The 14,666-nt window shown below is 38.6% G+C and carries 11 protein-coding genes and 1 pseudogene; all 12 read left to right on the top strand.

Features of this window, described 5'->3' with window-relative positions; genetic code table 11:
* Positions 1–189 precede the first annotated feature (189 nt).
* The 12 genes and pseudogenes from G3O08_RS19295 (at position 190) to G3O08_RS19350 (ending at position 14,603) form a co-directional block, all read left to right on the top strand.
* Positions 190–858 (top strand): hypothetical protein, encoded by a 669-nt coding sequence (locus G3O08_RS19295; protein WP_163287093.1) that lies wholly within the window; start codon positions 190–192, stop codon positions 856–858.
* A gap of 5 nt (positions 859–863) precedes the next feature.
* The gene (locus tag G3O08_RS19300; RefSeq protein ID WP_163287094.1) at positions 864–1,667 is read left to right on the top strand and encodes a hypothetical protein; all 804 of its coding nucleotides are present in this window, start codon (positions 864–866) and stop codon (positions 1,665–1,667) included.
* Positions 1,668–1,689: 22 nt separating this feature from the next.
* The gene (locus tag G3O08_RS19305; protein WP_163287095.1) at positions 1,690–4,554 is read left to right on the top strand and encodes a T9SS type A sorting domain-containing protein; all 2,865 of its coding nucleotides are present in this window, start codon (positions 1,690–1,692) and stop codon (positions 4,552–4,554) included.
* A gap of 188 nt (positions 4,555–4,742) precedes the next feature.
* Complete coding sequence (locus tag G3O08_RS19310) at positions 4,743–5,171, top strand: hypothetical protein (RefSeq protein WP_163287096.1); 429 nt, start codon at positions 4,743–4,745, stop codon at positions 5,169–5,171.
* Between the two features lie 4 nt (positions 5,172–5,175).
* Positions 5,176–5,979, top strand: coding sequence for a hypothetical protein (locus G3O08_RS19315; protein ID WP_163287097.1), 804 nt, complete (start codon positions 5,176–5,178; stop codon positions 5,977–5,979).
* Positions 5,980–5,982: 3 nt separating this feature from the next.
* Positions 5,983–6,372: a hypothetical protein gene (locus G3O08_RS19320; protein ID WP_163287098.1), complete on the top strand. Its 390-nt coding sequence runs from the start codon at positions 5,983–5,985 to the stop codon at positions 6,370–6,372.
* Between the two features lie 98 nt (positions 6,373–6,470).
* Positions 6,471–8,927 (top strand): T9SS type A sorting domain-containing protein, encoded by a 2,457-nt coding sequence (locus G3O08_RS19325; protein ID WP_163287099.1) that lies wholly within the window; start codon positions 6,471–6,473, stop codon positions 8,925–8,927.
* 174 nt (positions 8,928–9,101) lie between these two features.
* Positions 9,102–9,419 (top strand): hypothetical protein, encoded by a 318-nt coding sequence (locus G3O08_RS19330; RefSeq protein ID WP_163287100.1) that lies wholly within the window; start codon positions 9,102–9,104, stop codon positions 9,417–9,419.
* 52 nt (positions 9,420–9,471) lie between these two features.
* Positions 9,472–9,636, top strand: a pseudogene (locus tag G3O08_RS19335) (transporter associated domain-containing protein); the annotation flags it as partial.
* Positions 9,637–9,906: 270 nt separating this feature from the next.
* Positions 9,907–10,842 (top strand): hypothetical protein, encoded by a 936-nt coding sequence (locus tag G3O08_RS19340; RefSeq protein WP_163287102.1) that lies wholly within the window; start codon positions 9,907–9,909, stop codon positions 10,840–10,842.
* 9 nt (positions 10,843–10,851) lie between these two features.
* Positions 10,852–11,652 carry a hypothetical protein gene (locus tag G3O08_RS19345; protein WP_163287103.1) on the top strand — a complete coding sequence of 267 codons (801 nt, stop codon included), beginning with the start codon at positions 10,852–10,854 and terminating at the stop codon, positions 11,650–11,652.
* Positions 11,653–11,777: 125 nt separating this feature from the next.
* On the top strand, positions 11,778–14,603 hold the full coding sequence (locus G3O08_RS19350) for a T9SS type A sorting domain-containing protein (RefSeq protein ID WP_163287104.1): 2,826 nt from the start codon (positions 11,778–11,780) through the stop codon (positions 14,601–14,603).
* Positions 14,604–14,666 lie beyond the last annotated feature (63 nt).

The following is a 14,666-nucleotide window of genomic DNA, read 5'->3' on the forward strand; positions in this document are numbered from 1 at the left end:
AAGTAGTCAGCTCTGACAAATTTTTAATATCTTTGGATTGCAGCATTTTTACGTATTTGGAATTACGCCTTTAAGATACTGTTTTTCAGAATCTTAAAGTAATAAAAATGCTGCACTTTTTAACTTTACAATGTTAATTATCAACACAATAGCTCCTGCGAAACTTTAGTAAATACCAATAAGACGGTAATGACTTTCACACAAAATGGACGTGTTGGTATAAATACAGAGAATTTTTTCGGAAATCATCGGCTATACGTTGAAGGATCAACCTACATTACTGAAAACACAGAAGAAACGCACTCATTATATATCGAAGGCTCAAGTATAGCCGAAGAGATAAATGTGAAACCAAAGAATGAATGGCCTGATATTACTACGGGTAATACGATCACTATGCGGTTTGCAGATGATGGCAGCAACTTAATCCCGGAAATTGCCTGGAATTCAGCAAATGCGGAAAATCTAACTTTTAAGAGTAGTAATAGTGGCAATACTCCACTCACCATTTCGCCTGATGGCAAAGTTGGTATAAATACAGATTACTTTGTTAACAATCATTCTTTGTATATTGAAGGGTCTTCGGTTGCTGAAGAGATGTACGTAAAATTAAAAGACGATTGGCCTGATTATGTTTTTGCTGATCAGTATGAATTGATGCCTCTGAATGAGCTCGGCGATTTTATTGATAAAAACGGTTACCTTCCTAAAATGCCTTCTGCACATAAAGTGAAAGAAGAAGGGTTGGCCACGGGAGAAACGATACGCCTTCTTACTGAAAAGGTGGAGGAACTAACACTTTACCTTTTACAGCAGCAGAAGGAAATCGACGTCTTAAAGGCCGAAATCAAACAATAAAAAGTATGAAACAGCTTATCCTTTACTTAACCGTTTTTCTTTTTGTTGTGTTGACAGGCTGCAAAAAAGACGATGATAACACAGAGTGCCCATGTGATGACCCGAACAATCCTGAATGCCCAAATTATGATCCTTGTTATGGCAAAGAAGAACCAAATGCTAGTTTTTTTACTGAAGATCGATTGATATGGCCTGAATTTGGAGAATACCTATGGATCAATGACAGTGTAATTTTGGGCGGCCCTGTTCGATTCAGGTCTCCTTTTGAAGGGCCTGATGTTTCCCATGTTTGGTATATAGGAGCGGAGACATTCACTACTACAACGGTAGAGCGAAATTTCTCAAATGTTTCAAGGCCATCCTATATTACCATTTCACATGTCATCACCTACCCAATAGATAGCCTTTGCTACCCGGAAGCTACGGGCAGGGACTCTGTGGCACAAACCTTTTACCTGATTGATTACTTGAGCGAGTTGTTAACTATAGATAGAACCTTCAGAGGGGTAATCAATAACGAAGCAGACTCTTTTGACTTTATGATTAGATGCTTAGAAGGCCACACTGGTAATCCGGTTCAAATATCATCATCGAATTGGACCTTTTTCGGGATTAATTTCCACAATAGTTATGACTCCCTTCAATTTCCTGCGAGTAGCGTTACAAATACATATTTCTCTATCTACGATCCGGATTTGAGAGGCGCTATTCTGGTAATAGATCCAGAGGACATGAGCGTAGAAATGAATTATAAATTCTTTTTCGATCCTACCGAGTACACCTTCAAAGGAAGGGTGTTACCTGAATAGAACAACCATTTAATATTTTGAAATGAAATTATTCTTGAAAATCAGCCTTGCAGGACTAATTTGGGTGAGTTTTGCCCTGAATGCAGTTAGCCAGCCATGCGTTAATGGCATAAGCACCAACCCGTACAATCCTGTTAACAACCAATTTTTACCTCTTGCCAATCAATGGTATCCAGGAAATGGAACCGATACACATAACCCTTGGCTCAATCAGTGGAGTTGGTATTGGAGTGATGGCAACCCAACGATCTACCGAGACAATTTAAATTGGGATCACCAATGGCCCGGAAATGCCCCCAGCGTAGCTATGGTGCATCCCTACGATATCTTAATGCCCGAAGGGTTTGAGTATTTGAGGCCCGCCGGAGTACACCCCGATTTTTACGATTACCGCTGGGAAGATGGATGGGAACTGCTCTGGATGAATATGGGCTATTACCCCGATGGTCATGCCATCAATAATCCCGCAACAGGCTCTTATTACGACAATCACAATTGGGATTATGAACCACTACCGTCAAACGCTCCATACTTTGCTATCTACAACCGCTACCGGGGTATACTCCGCTTGTTTGCTAATGTTTGGTACAGCGCCGAATCAACTTTTGAAGATATTGACGTCGTTTTGAGATTTACAAATGACTCTGGAATCCTAAATAGGCTAACTGGCATCCTTCGTAACGCTTCTGCCTATGATATAGCATTAAGTGAGCCTACAGAAATTAAATCAATTCATGCTCCTCGATTTCACGCTCCTGATCTCACACAATGGATAGTGGCAGATTTTCAAATTGGCTACGATCCTTGCAGCTGCATGAGTACAGGTGAATTGATTTTTGATTTTAATGCGTTCAGCACCCTGGATGTGGATATTGTCGGAAGGACAGTTGCTATCGATGTTCCCATCAATGACACGACATACACGACAAGAGGCTTTTTGAATATGTCTGAAGTCAACGTAGGGGAATATGTTCCCGGTACAGAAATTTATCAAAATATGGATAGGCTGGCAGAAGAATTTGAGAAAAAGCAGCGTAAATATCTTGAAGATCTTGAAGAATATAATCAAACCACACCCTTTTCGCTGGCCTTACAGAAGTTTGCTATAAAGCAAGTTGCCAAATATCTTACTGGTGGTCTTTCAAGCATTCTCATCAGTGACTCACTTTTGACATGGGTGACTAATGATGATTGGCGAGAAGCAACCTCACTTGAAGATCTGTCAATCGGTATTGAACCCCAGAACGTTAAAAATAAATTTGCTGACAAAGCGAAGGGGTTAATTGGTGAAAGCGTGGGTTTCCTTTCAACAGAAATATTTTCTCCTGCGCCATCTAAGCCCACACCTCCTGCTGTGCCTGTTGCCACGCTTGAAGAGTCTGTTTATAAAGGAACTATTGTCAATACTTCAACCCGTGCATCAGCTCCGATGATCATCCCGGGAAGCCTATCGCAAGCGTGGGAGCCCGCTACGCCTTTATCACCTCATCGCTTGCCTGTATATAACGAAGTGTTGGGGCAAGTAGCTCTTTTAGAAACTCCAAATGTAGATTTTTATTTTGCACCAGATACAGTGACAAATATACTCTCGTATGAAGATGAAGGAGCCCCGAATGGCGGTGGAGTAACCTGTTATGTGACTAAAGAATTCAGATCTAAGGTAGACTTTAAATTAAAATTTGACGAAGAATTGAAAATCGCGCTCAGCAATGCACTCGATTTTGACTATGATCAAACCAAAACCTACGTTCAGGTTAACTTAAAGCTCGGTAATGATGTGGAGGTTGCTGATCAATATCTTTATGACTCCGGAGATTTCAATTACTATTCAGAAATAAACCAAGGAACAAATATGAATTTGGATAGGCAATTTGTAAATTCCAACCAAACAAAACTGGAGTTCAATTCAAAATGGATTCCACTCGAAGAATTAAACCAAGTGGTGTTTCAATTGCTTTATGAAGAAGTTTTCGAATTCACCGGTACATCATTTAATTATTATGCCGATGAATGTGATGTCAATGACCCCTTTGGAATGGCATTTTTTGATTACGAAATTGATCAGTTAAATATTAAACTGATGCATGATATGTATTTTGATCAAATTGGATCTAGTAATGTACAAGTAAACACCATCCAAATTAATACATACCAATTATATGATCAGGCTACAGGTATAAATCATTTAGCCGATGAAAGCACTTGGAGTACCCTTACCGCCAATTTTGAGGCATATACTCCGGGTGAAGTAACTTTGGGATCAGAGTTGATTGATACCAATCACCCCGCAGTTACTTCAGTAATGTTTAATGGAGGCCTTGTAATAGATGCTCAAAAGGTTTTAATAACAGCTGGCTTAAATATCGAAGAAGGATATAGTTTAACTATAAATGCTCTGGAAGAGATCAAAATAGTTTCTGGAGTTCAATTGAGCCCTAGTGGAGCAATTGACCCAAGAATTCACCTAAATATTAAGAAGGATTTTTACAATACTCCTGTCTTTGAGTACGCTGATAATGCCGAAGTTGCAAGCTTTTGTAGTTCTACAAATTATCAAGCGCATATTGATGCTGCTGCAATCAGCACAAACAACGAAATTCAGGATCAGGAAACTAGGAAAGAGTACACAAAAGTTTTAAACGAGAGAGGCTCCATCCAACTCTACCCCAATCCCGCCCGCGACCAGCTTACCCTCCGTTCATCCCACCTCGACATGTCAGTCATTACCATATTCGATCTACCTGGAAAACCCATAAAACAACAAAACTTACAAGCCTATTCACGGGTAGCACAAATCAACCTGTCGGGTATTGCTCCGGGTACTTATATCGTCAGGGTAGACTGCGGCGATGAGATCTTTTCAGAGAAATTGGTAGTGACCAAGTAAAAGAAGTTAAATCCAATTGGCACTTCAGGCATAGAAAAGGCTCTTCCATCGAAGTGTCTTTTTTGATGTTTGGTTTTCATTCTTGTAAAAGTAGCTTTTGCCAAAAGAAGAATATGCATCAACGATGCTGTGCTTTCCATACTTAGAAACATTTAGTATCTTAGCTACAGAAATCCATCTCAAAAATATTGAACTACCCAAGTGTGAAGCATCCTTCCAATTATAAGTCTCCCCTTGTTTTACTGTGCATTTTGTTTCTGTACGCTTGCGGAAGGGAAACACCTGTACCAAAACCCGTTGGTTATTTTAGAATAGACTTGCCCACACCAAAATACCAGCATAAATCTCCGGATTGTCCTTTTGAATTTGACATATCCGAATACAGCCGGTTGGAATTGATTGTGGATACTGCGCACCCTTTAAATGAGCTCGGTGATTTTATTGATAAAAACGGACACCTTCCTAAAATGCCTTCGACGGATCAGATTAAAGAAGAAGGTCTGGCAACTTGCGAGACTATTCGGCTTCTTACTGAAAAGGTTGAAGAACTTACACTTTACTTATTAGAGCAGCGGAAAGAAATAGAGTTGTTGAGAGAAGAAATCAATAAAAATTAAGGTGATGCTAAGCTTAAAAGATATTCAAACAGCATTCTTAGCGGTTGGTTTAGCGCTGGTTTTCAGCTCTTGCGATCCAGATGATGACAACACTTGTTGCGACCCTACAAATCCGGAGTGTACTAATTATGATCCGTGTTATGGAAAAATAGAGACAACAGCATTTTTCACGATTTCTCAAGCACTCTCAAATTTTGGAGAAAATGCCTCTGTTTTTATTGAAGATGATGTCGTAACTGGTGGCACTTTAAAATTTAGTGCGATCCCTCAAGAAGGTGCGACATACACTTGGATTTTGGGAATAGACACCACAATAGGTGGTTCAGAGATTACCACAACATTGGGGAACCTTCCAAATGGTTCGTACCCCAATACTCTAATCGTAACTAAAACTCCAGATACGCTATGCTTCCCGTTAGATGATGGACATGCCACTCATGCGCGATCATTCAATAAAATTTTGGGCTGTGAAGCAGCGATTTGGGGTCGCTACAGAGGTGTCTTCAGCAGTCAACCAAACGATTCTACTGAAATAGAGTTTGCCTTATCTTCAAATCATCTCGAAATACAACCGTTGCCTTGTCCTTCAAGCAATATTCAAGGGATTTTCTTTGTGAATGCGAATATGATTGGTGATACTCTTATGATGAATATTGATGGATCTGCTAACAGTATTCTAAGCTTTGCTGCTTATGGATCTATTGATAAACCAGAAGGCAAAGCAACCATAGATAGCAGCTCTAATTTAGTTTTGGCTGAATATACAATTTGGGATACTAGTTATACTTTTACAGGTAGAAAACTTTAGAATATGAATACAGCGATAAAGTGTTCCTTGGCAAAGTTTGGATTAATATCTATTTTCTTTGCGATCATTTTTCCGATTTTTGGCCAAGTTTGTATTAATGGTGTAAGTACAAATCCGCTGAATCCGGTGAATCTCGATCCGGATTTTCCTGACCCAAACAATTTGTGGCTTAATTCTTTTGACTTTGGTGAACACAATGGAAGTTCTTTCAATGACATTCTCTTAAATCCGCAAGGTGGGTGGGCTATTCCAGACTTTACCGCACCTGCACAGTTCCAAATGTTTAGTCCTTCTACATCTGCAGGTGTTCCAAGTGCCCCCACTTATCTCAGCCCTCCCCATTTCAAAATCGTGATTTTCATTGGGAGGACGGCTGGGAATTTCTCTATCTAGGTACCGGCTATTACCCAAATGGAGATCCCTTGCACATCGCTCCTGTGAATGCTCCAATATCAGATCCTCGAGCGGTTTATGATGGGCGAATACCTTACATGATTTACTATAACCGTTATCGTGGTATTATTCGACTTTTTGCAGGATTGTTTACTCCTTACGGCGCGGTGCAGAGTTTATCCGTAGATTTAACTATGAATAGCGAGAATGCGAATCCGTCACCATCTGAAACTTACACTGGATTACTTCGACACTTGGGAACTTATGACACCCCTTTAGATCAAGCAACTCCATTTCGAGGTCAACGGGGTGTGAATTCCACTGGGTTTTCCACAGGAGTTTCAACTAACCCTAAAGTCTGGTACACCTATGATTTTCAATTAGGTTATGATCCATGTACTTGCAACTCATTTAGCAAACTGAACTTTGAATTTAATGCTATTCAAAGCTCCACTATATCATTGTACGGTAGAATGATCACGGTGGAAGAACCATTAGTTGATGAGAACGGAAATGTCACATACAATCAAGATTTTTTGACTGCTTCCAGTATTGTATCGCAGGATCCAAATGGGTATATTCTTCGAAGTAGTATGGATGGACTAATTGAAGATTACAAAACTAGTTTAGAAACTTATGAAAATGAGTTAGAAGACCGCCAGTTCGGAAGAAGCCAATGGTTTATAGGCCTTTTACAGGGAAGTACGGAAGCAATTATAGGGGGAGCTGTTGGCACTTTTCCCGGTGCAATTGCAGCTGGGTGGATGAAAAAGAAAAATATGATCGTAGGGGCAGATTCAACAGCCTCGACGGATGGATTAAATGATGAAGTTACAAAGTACACCCAAGGCGCAACAAAGACCTTACTCGGTGGTGCGTATAAATATTTTTCGAATATGGTGTTTGGGGATAATAAGGAGCCCGTTAGACCATCTAGACCTGTAGCAAGTTTTTCTGAGATGCGTTTTTCGGGTGGAATTACAATACAAAATTCAGCTCCGTTTGTAGGTTTTTGGACACCGGGTACAGATTATATCGGTGAAGATTTTAATCCTTATAGTTACCCGTCTTACAACGAAGTCCTCGGTCTTTATGCTACTCTGCGTACCCCTGAGGTTAATATTGCTTCAAATTATCAGCAACCAGTCACCGAAGTTTTAAACTATACTACTGATCTCGATAGTAATTGGTGTTGTACACCAATACCTTCTCCATGCTTTGTAAATTCTACAGGCTACACCTTAGATTCTGTTGTCTACAAACAAAAAAGTGCCGAACAGGAACTCTACTTCAAACTCAAGAATCCATTGACTTATGCTTTGAATCCAGCAGTAGATCTCAATCTTGCCAAAACCAAGGTATACTTAAGTTATTCTATTACTTTAGAAAATGGAGACATAGTAACAAACCCTTGGAATTGGATAAACTATTTGTCCATCGATGCCTTCACAGTTGAGGAGGATGAGAATACTAATCTGTGGTTGATGCATGATATTCCAAGAGATGCGAACCCATCATTTAAGGGAACCAAAAGACAATTGCAACTTTCCTCGGGATGGTATGAGGTTGAGAACGTCACCAATCTACTTTTTGGCAGTAAATTGAAATCTACGGTATTATATCATGAGAACTATTCCACCTTCACTCCCTATTGCGGAACGAATGGTGGTACTGATACCGATATTCCAAACATTTTGACCGAAGGTTTACATTTCAAGCCAACCAAGATAGAGGTAAAGGTAATGGCAGACATGTATTTTGACCAGCTCAGCTTCACGGGTGAGGAGATCAATACTACCCAAGTATTTACCTATTTGTTATTAGATAAAGCAAATGGTATCGATATTATAGCTGATCAGAACAATATCATTCCTCCATCCTCAATTCCCGTTTTTGTAAATATGTATCCAGGTGAACTAACTATTGAATCGACTCTGCTATATCCGAATTGTCCTGAAGTTCTATTATCTAATTATGGCAGTTTTCCGTTTAATGTGTATGCAGATAGGATCATAATAAATAACGACCTTGGTGGATTAGGTGGTAGCGAGGGAGCTCTTTACATTTTAGATTCGTATTCAGAAATCGGATTAAAGCCTGGCTCTCATCTGACACCAAATCTGAAGCTAGGAATAAAAAGGGATCTTTACGGAGGGTCTATATCCTATCCTGCAACACCAACCGAGCTTTCTTCTTTTTGCGAATCTAATGATTATAATTCGGGTACTTTAAGTAGCCGAAGTAAGGAAGCATATAACAACAGAAAATTAGAACATGCAGAACTTAGAAGAACTGATTTCAATAATCTGGATAATCAAATTCAAATATACCCCAACCCCGCAAATTCTCAAATTTGGATAACCTCATCTTCAACGCCGATTTCAGAAGTTCAGATAATGGATATATCGGGAAGGGTTTTAATACATGAAAAATCAGTGAATAGCGATGTTAACAGAATTTCATTGAATATCAGCTCGCTTCAATCGGGTATATACCTTGTCAATACCAAATCTGGTAACGAGTCAAGTACGCAGAAATTAGTTGTAGAAAAGTAGATGTTTCTATAGAATGGAGGAAAGCATATCGTTTCATTTTTAATACAGAAAAGCTCTGCTTAGACGAATGGAAGATTCTTTAATTCCAATCTGAAATCTGAATTTCGAAATCATAAATCTACATTCCTATCTTTACCACAGAAATACATCTCAACAATATTGAACTACCCGAGTGTGAAGCACCTTTCAAATTATAAGACTCCCCTTGTTTTACTGTGCATTTTGTTTCTTTATGCTTGCAGAAGTGAAACACCAGTTCCAAAACCTGTTGGCTATTTTAGAATAGACTTGCCCACACCAAAATACCAGCATAAATCTCCGGATTGTCCTTTTGAATTTGACATTTCAGAGTATAGTCAGCTGGAATTGATTGTTGGTACGGCGCACCCCTGTTGGTTTAATGTTGCCTATCCGATGATTAATAACATAAAGTACTTTACGTATAAAGATGATGAAGGAAAGAAGCCGCTCGTGAATCTATACAAGATTTAATTTTTCTGGCGAAAATTTTGAAGAAGCCAAAGGATAGTCTCAAACTTTAGCCGGTTTTATGCTTGAATTATCGGGTCGACTTTTGGTGAAAAACGAAAAAGTGAATTTCGAGAATTATGTTCTAACGGTAGAAGCTGCCGACAAAAGACGGATTAAGCGTGTCAAGCTTACTTTGCTTCAAACCGAAGAAACGGAGGAAAAGGAGAAGAATAGGTAATTACAAGCTTCCTATTTCAAAAACTCATAAAAAAAAAAACGGTTTAATTGATTTTTAGTAGCATTAATTTTAATTTTTTTATACTGTTAGCACTTCAATAGTAAAATAATTATTCTACATTGAGACGTAAAGTAGGATTACGTATTTTGGAAACAATGCGTCGGTTCTTAAAGTAATTAAACACTCTTTAACATTCCAATCCAATAGGATTTTGCGTTTTAGTCAACCAGTAATCGCAGTTACATTGCCGTTCACCATAACCTGATCGTCATGAAAAAAATTTTCCTCTCCAGTATTATCCTGATTTTCCCATTATTTCTCTTCGCACAAATACCAGCTGAGCTTTACACCCAGGGTCAAGCTATATATTCCATAACAGGTGGTTATGGTATTGGAATAGATGTAGACCAACCGGATGCACGCCTGCATATTAATGATAGAAGTGTTGATCAAACGGCACTGCGCATTGATATGCAACGCCACTTAATACCTGGCGGAGGCGGAAACAACTATGGAATATCCTTATTTGCAATCAAGGCAAATACTGTAGATGAAACCGGAACTAAAATACTGACCGTCTTCACGGTAGATAAGTCCGGAAAAGTAAGTTCCGGGTTATCAGCAACGAGATTCGATGATCAGGTTTCAATTCAAGGCCCGTTATCCGTATATCAATCCCAGAATTATTCTGTGGGATTAGAAGTACCAACTTCAAGCCTTGAGCCGGAAATGAACTGGCGCGCAAATCAAAATAAAAATTTTAGATTTCGGAATATAAACACCAATAAGACAGTAATGACTTTAACACAAAACGGTCGTGTTGGAATCAATACAGAGAATTTTTTCGGAAATCATCGGCTTTATGTTGAAGGGTCGATTTATATTAGTGAAAATACGGACGAAGAACATTCATTGTATATTGAAGGATCAAGTATAGCCGAAGAAATGTTTGTTAAAGTTAAAGGTGAATGGCCCGATTATGTTTTCGCCAAAGAGTATGAGTTGATGCCATTAAATGAACTCGGCCATTTTATTGATATGCACGGCCATCTTCCTAAAATGCCTTCTGCAGATAAGGTCGAAGAAGAAGGACTGGCTACAGGCGAAACGATACGTTTACTTACTGAAAAAGTGGAAGAACTCACCCTGTATCTCCTACAACAGCAGAAAGAGATTGAGGAATTAAAAGCAAAGTTGACCAAATAAAATACGGTTATGAAACATTTAAATGAAATATTTAAATTTGGATTGGTGTGCTGTCTCATTCTTGGATTTTCTTCATGCAACCCTGATGATGATCAGGAAGCTCCTTGTTGCGACCCAACAAACCCCGCCTGCCCAAATTACGATCCTTGTATAGCAGTAACCGAACCTACCGCTGATTTTGCAATGCAGGAAGGTGTAATGACAAATAATGGTTTTATATTTGGTAGGGATGATTCTGTCTTTTACACCGATGTAAGATATTCTGCTCTGCACGACAGTTCTATTTATACACATACTTGGTATCTCGGAGCAGAAGTAATCTCAGATCCGGTTTTTTCACGCACGCACAATTATTCACCAGAAGTAAGGCCAGATTTCATTACTGTGAGTCATGTTATTGAATTCCCGGTAGATTCAACTTGTTTCACAAATCTTACGGGACGAGATTCATTGTCTAGAACTTACTACTTAATCAAATACGTAAATGAACTAGCTGTCTATGGTAATTTTCGAGGTGTCTTTGAAAATGAAACCGATTCATTTGATTTTAGCTTTGGAGTTTACGATAGTGACGGCAATGATGCTCTTGGAAATGTTTCTAGCTCGATATATACGGAAGTAAATTTTCACAACATTGGGGATACTACACATTATGGGCTTAGTGGCCGGAATAGTATTGGATATATGAATGGATCTGCTTCTGCCGACCCACGGGGATTCATACTACCCCAAGATACTCCGGGTATTTATAAACTTTCATATAAATTATATCTAATAGACTTTGTAGTTAACGCCAGAAAATTGAATTAATCATGCCGCATACTAACCGAACTTCCTTATCATTCCTGATTTTACTAATTTGCAATACTAATCTATTTGCGCAATGTGAAAAGGAGATTTCAACGAATCCTCTCAATCCAATCAATACCGAGTTCATGGAGCTGGCGAATGAATGGTATCAAACCAATGCGCCGTATAGCATGAATTCATACCTGAATGCCTTCAATTGGTATCCGCCTGGAAATACGCAATATGTAATAAATCTGAATGAAGGCTGGGAACATAATTTAGTAACATCAACATACCTGCCAATGAACAACCCTTTTGTTCAATCAGGTGATTACACCTTCATTCACGCCCAAAGTGCGATTACTAACAACCGAGATTTCCATTGGGAAGACGGTTGGGAATTATTATGGATGAATTTAGGAAAATATCCTGATGGTATAAGTGCATATGGATTGACGGCTGGCTCCGTATTTGGAGACAATAATATTCTTCACAACCCAAACCCCACAAATATTCCCTACTTTGTACTCTACAACCGATATAGAGGGGTTCTTAGACTATTTGCAAATGTCTGGAAAGACAACTTACAACCCAATTATCAAGAAGTATTGATAAGGCTGCAATTTGATCAGGCATCTGTCGACAATGGAATCTCTGGAATTTTAAGGAGTATTTTAAACTATGACACTCCGTTGGATCAAGAAACTTCCGGAACTGTGCACTGGTCTCCTCGCCTGCAATCCACATCATCACCAAACTGGCTTGTTGCCGATTTTCAGATGGCTTTTGACCCTTGTATATGCTTACGCGAGACCAATTCAGTTGCGGAAAATGGAAACAACACTACTACTCCCGGCAAATTACAATTTGTTTTCTCGACAATTCAAACTTTAAACATTGATTTACAGTCGCGAGGTATTTCTGTCGATCAGCCAATTACATCTGCAAGTTTAACCGAAGATTTTTTCAATATGTCTGATGTTAATACTGGCAATTACGAGCCGGGACAGCGGGTTTACACCAAAATGTCGGACATGTTTGAAGAATACCGGCGACAATTGATAAAGTACCAATCCGATCTGGAGGAATACAATTCGTCAACCTCAAATGGAATAATACAAGCCCTTTTTAGTAAAGTAGGCAAACCACTAGTTGATCAAGGAGTAAATTTCACTGAATTCGATTTTGTTGTAGATTCCGTAAAAGTCGATACAGCTGTGTCAGGTTTGACGGTTGAGGAAATTCAGCAGAAGATTGAAGAAGTTGAACAAAAGTTTAAACTTAAAAATACATTTGCGGAAGTGGGAGAAGATGCTCTAAACGGGCTAATTAAAGGTTTAGTAGGAGTGGGTTTTGATTATCTCAACATGGAACTTTTTCCTAAAAAATCCGCTCCGGTAAAACCTACGACTCCTATTGCCACATTTTCTGAAACTGTTTATAAAGGAGTAATAAATGATACACTCCGTCAAAACGGACCACAATTAAATCAACCTGGGGGTGTTACTTTTACAGAAAAAGCAGAATTACCTTCTGATAATCAATTTGGTTGGGGATACAACATGACAGACTTATCATTGTATTCGCTTCCCGCATATAATAAAGTTCTAGGACAAGTAGCACTTTTAAAAACACCGCATCCCTTAATTCATGCAGAGCTAGATAAATCTCCTTTAGAAACTCAATTTCACGAAGTTTTAGGATGTTGGGGTTATTACGAAACGAATTTTTCTAATACACTCGACCTTCAAATCAGACTAGATGAAGCTCTTGAAATTGCATTGAATAGAACACTCGATTTTAACTATGATAAAACCGAAACTTATGTCGGGATTGAAATTGAAGTTTTTACTCCAAACTCCCCTATGCCGAGAGGAACTGAAAATCTTGAAAGTGAAATAACAAACACCAACCAAAACATATATCTGGTAAGTGATTACAATGACAATGGCACAAGGAAACAAATATATAATTCGTCATGGGTACCGCTTAGTGATGTAAATCAACACGTGTATTCAATTCACACTGTAGAATCGTATCGCGATCGAATGTCCGTTGGTGAAGGACCACTGCCACCTGGGTGCTCTATTTATGAAGGATCTCAATATTCTAATTATGATTTTAACTCTGAAATTAAATCAATTAAGTTAAAATTCATTCATGATATGTATTTCGAGCAGATAGGTTATTTAGGCCGCCCTATAAACACAACCCAAGTAGCGACTTATATTCTATACGAAAGAGATTCATTAATAAATAATTTTAATTCTAGTTTTGAATCTTGGGACGACACACCTGCTTCCGGCCAATTTGACCTTTATACACCAGGAATTGTGTCTCTCGGTAATCAGTATACTACCGAAAATATTGATATAAATCATGATATGGTCACGCAAGTTATCGGGACAACTATCTTTATAAATGCAGAAGAAATTGCTATAAACGGACATATTACAGTAGAAGCAGGGTACAACTTAGTTCTAAATGCCGTGAGTAATATCCATACCACTCCAGAGAGTAGAATAGGACAGAGAATTACGCTAAAGATTAAAAAAGATTTTTACAACACCCCTATTTTCAATTATGCGGCTGATTCAGCTGTTTACAATTTCTGTAATGAGGTCAATTCTTACCAGGCACACATTTCCTCAAGTCGAGTAAAAGCTAGAAGAGAATTAGGTTCTCAAGGCATATCCAAACCCGTTCTAAAGAATAATGTTTCAATAGTAAATGTTGTTTCTATCCACCCCAACCCAGCAAATTCTCAAATTTGGATAACCTCATCTTCAACGCCGATTTCAGAAGTTCAGATAATGGATATATCGGGAAGGGTTTTAATACATGAAAAATCAGTGAATAGCGATGTTAACAGAATTTCATTGAATATCAGCTCGCTTCAATCGGGTATATACCTTGTCAATACCAAATCTGGTAACGAGTCAAGTACGCAGAAATTAGTTGTAGAAAAGTAGATGTTTCTATAGAATGGAGGAAAACATATCGTTTCATTTTTAATACAGAAGAGCTCTGCTTAT

It is taken from the genome of Cryomorpha ignava, from assembly GCF_010686655.1.
GTDB lineage: Bacteria > Bacteroidota > Bacteroidia > Flavobacteriales_D > Cryomorphaceae > Cryomorpha > Cryomorpha ignava.

What these genes read in the sequence shown, in the direction of transcription:
- G3O08_RS19295 (WP_163287093.1), top strand. Translation starts at nt 190, where the DNA reads ATGACTTTCACACAAAATGGACGTGTTGGTATAAATACAGAGAATTTT.
- G3O08_RS19300 (WP_163287094.1), top strand. Translation starts at nt 864, where the DNA reads ATGAAACAGCTTATCCTTTACTTAACCGTTTTTCTTTTTGTTGTGTTG.
- G3O08_RS19305 (WP_163287095.1), top strand. Translation starts at nt 1,690, where the DNA reads ATGAAATTATTCTTGAAAATCAGCCTTGCAGGACTAATTTGGGTGAGT.
- G3O08_RS19315 (WP_163287097.1), top strand. Translation starts at nt 5,176, where the DNA reads ATGCTAAGCTTAAAAGATATTCAAACAGCATTCTTAGCGGTTGGTTTA.
- G3O08_RS19320 (WP_163287098.1), top strand. Translation starts at nt 5,983, where the DNA reads ATGAATACAGCGATAAAGTGTTCCTTGGCAAAGTTTGGATTAATATCT.
- G3O08_RS19325 (WP_163287099.1), top strand. Translation starts at nt 6,471, where the DNA reads ATGATTTACTATAACCGTTATCGTGGTATTATTCGACTTTTTGCAGGA.
- G3O08_RS19340 (WP_163287102.1), top strand. Translation starts at nt 9,907, where the DNA reads ATGAAAAAAATTTTCCTCTCCAGTATTATCCTGATTTTCCCATTATTT.
- G3O08_RS19345 (WP_163287103.1), top strand. Translation starts at nt 10,852, where the DNA reads ATGAAACATTTAAATGAAATATTTAAATTTGGATTGGTGTGCTGTCTC.
- G3O08_RS19350 (WP_163287104.1), top strand. Translation starts at nt 11,778, where the DNA reads ATGGAGCTGGCGAATGAATGGTATCAAACCAATGCGCCGTATAGCATG.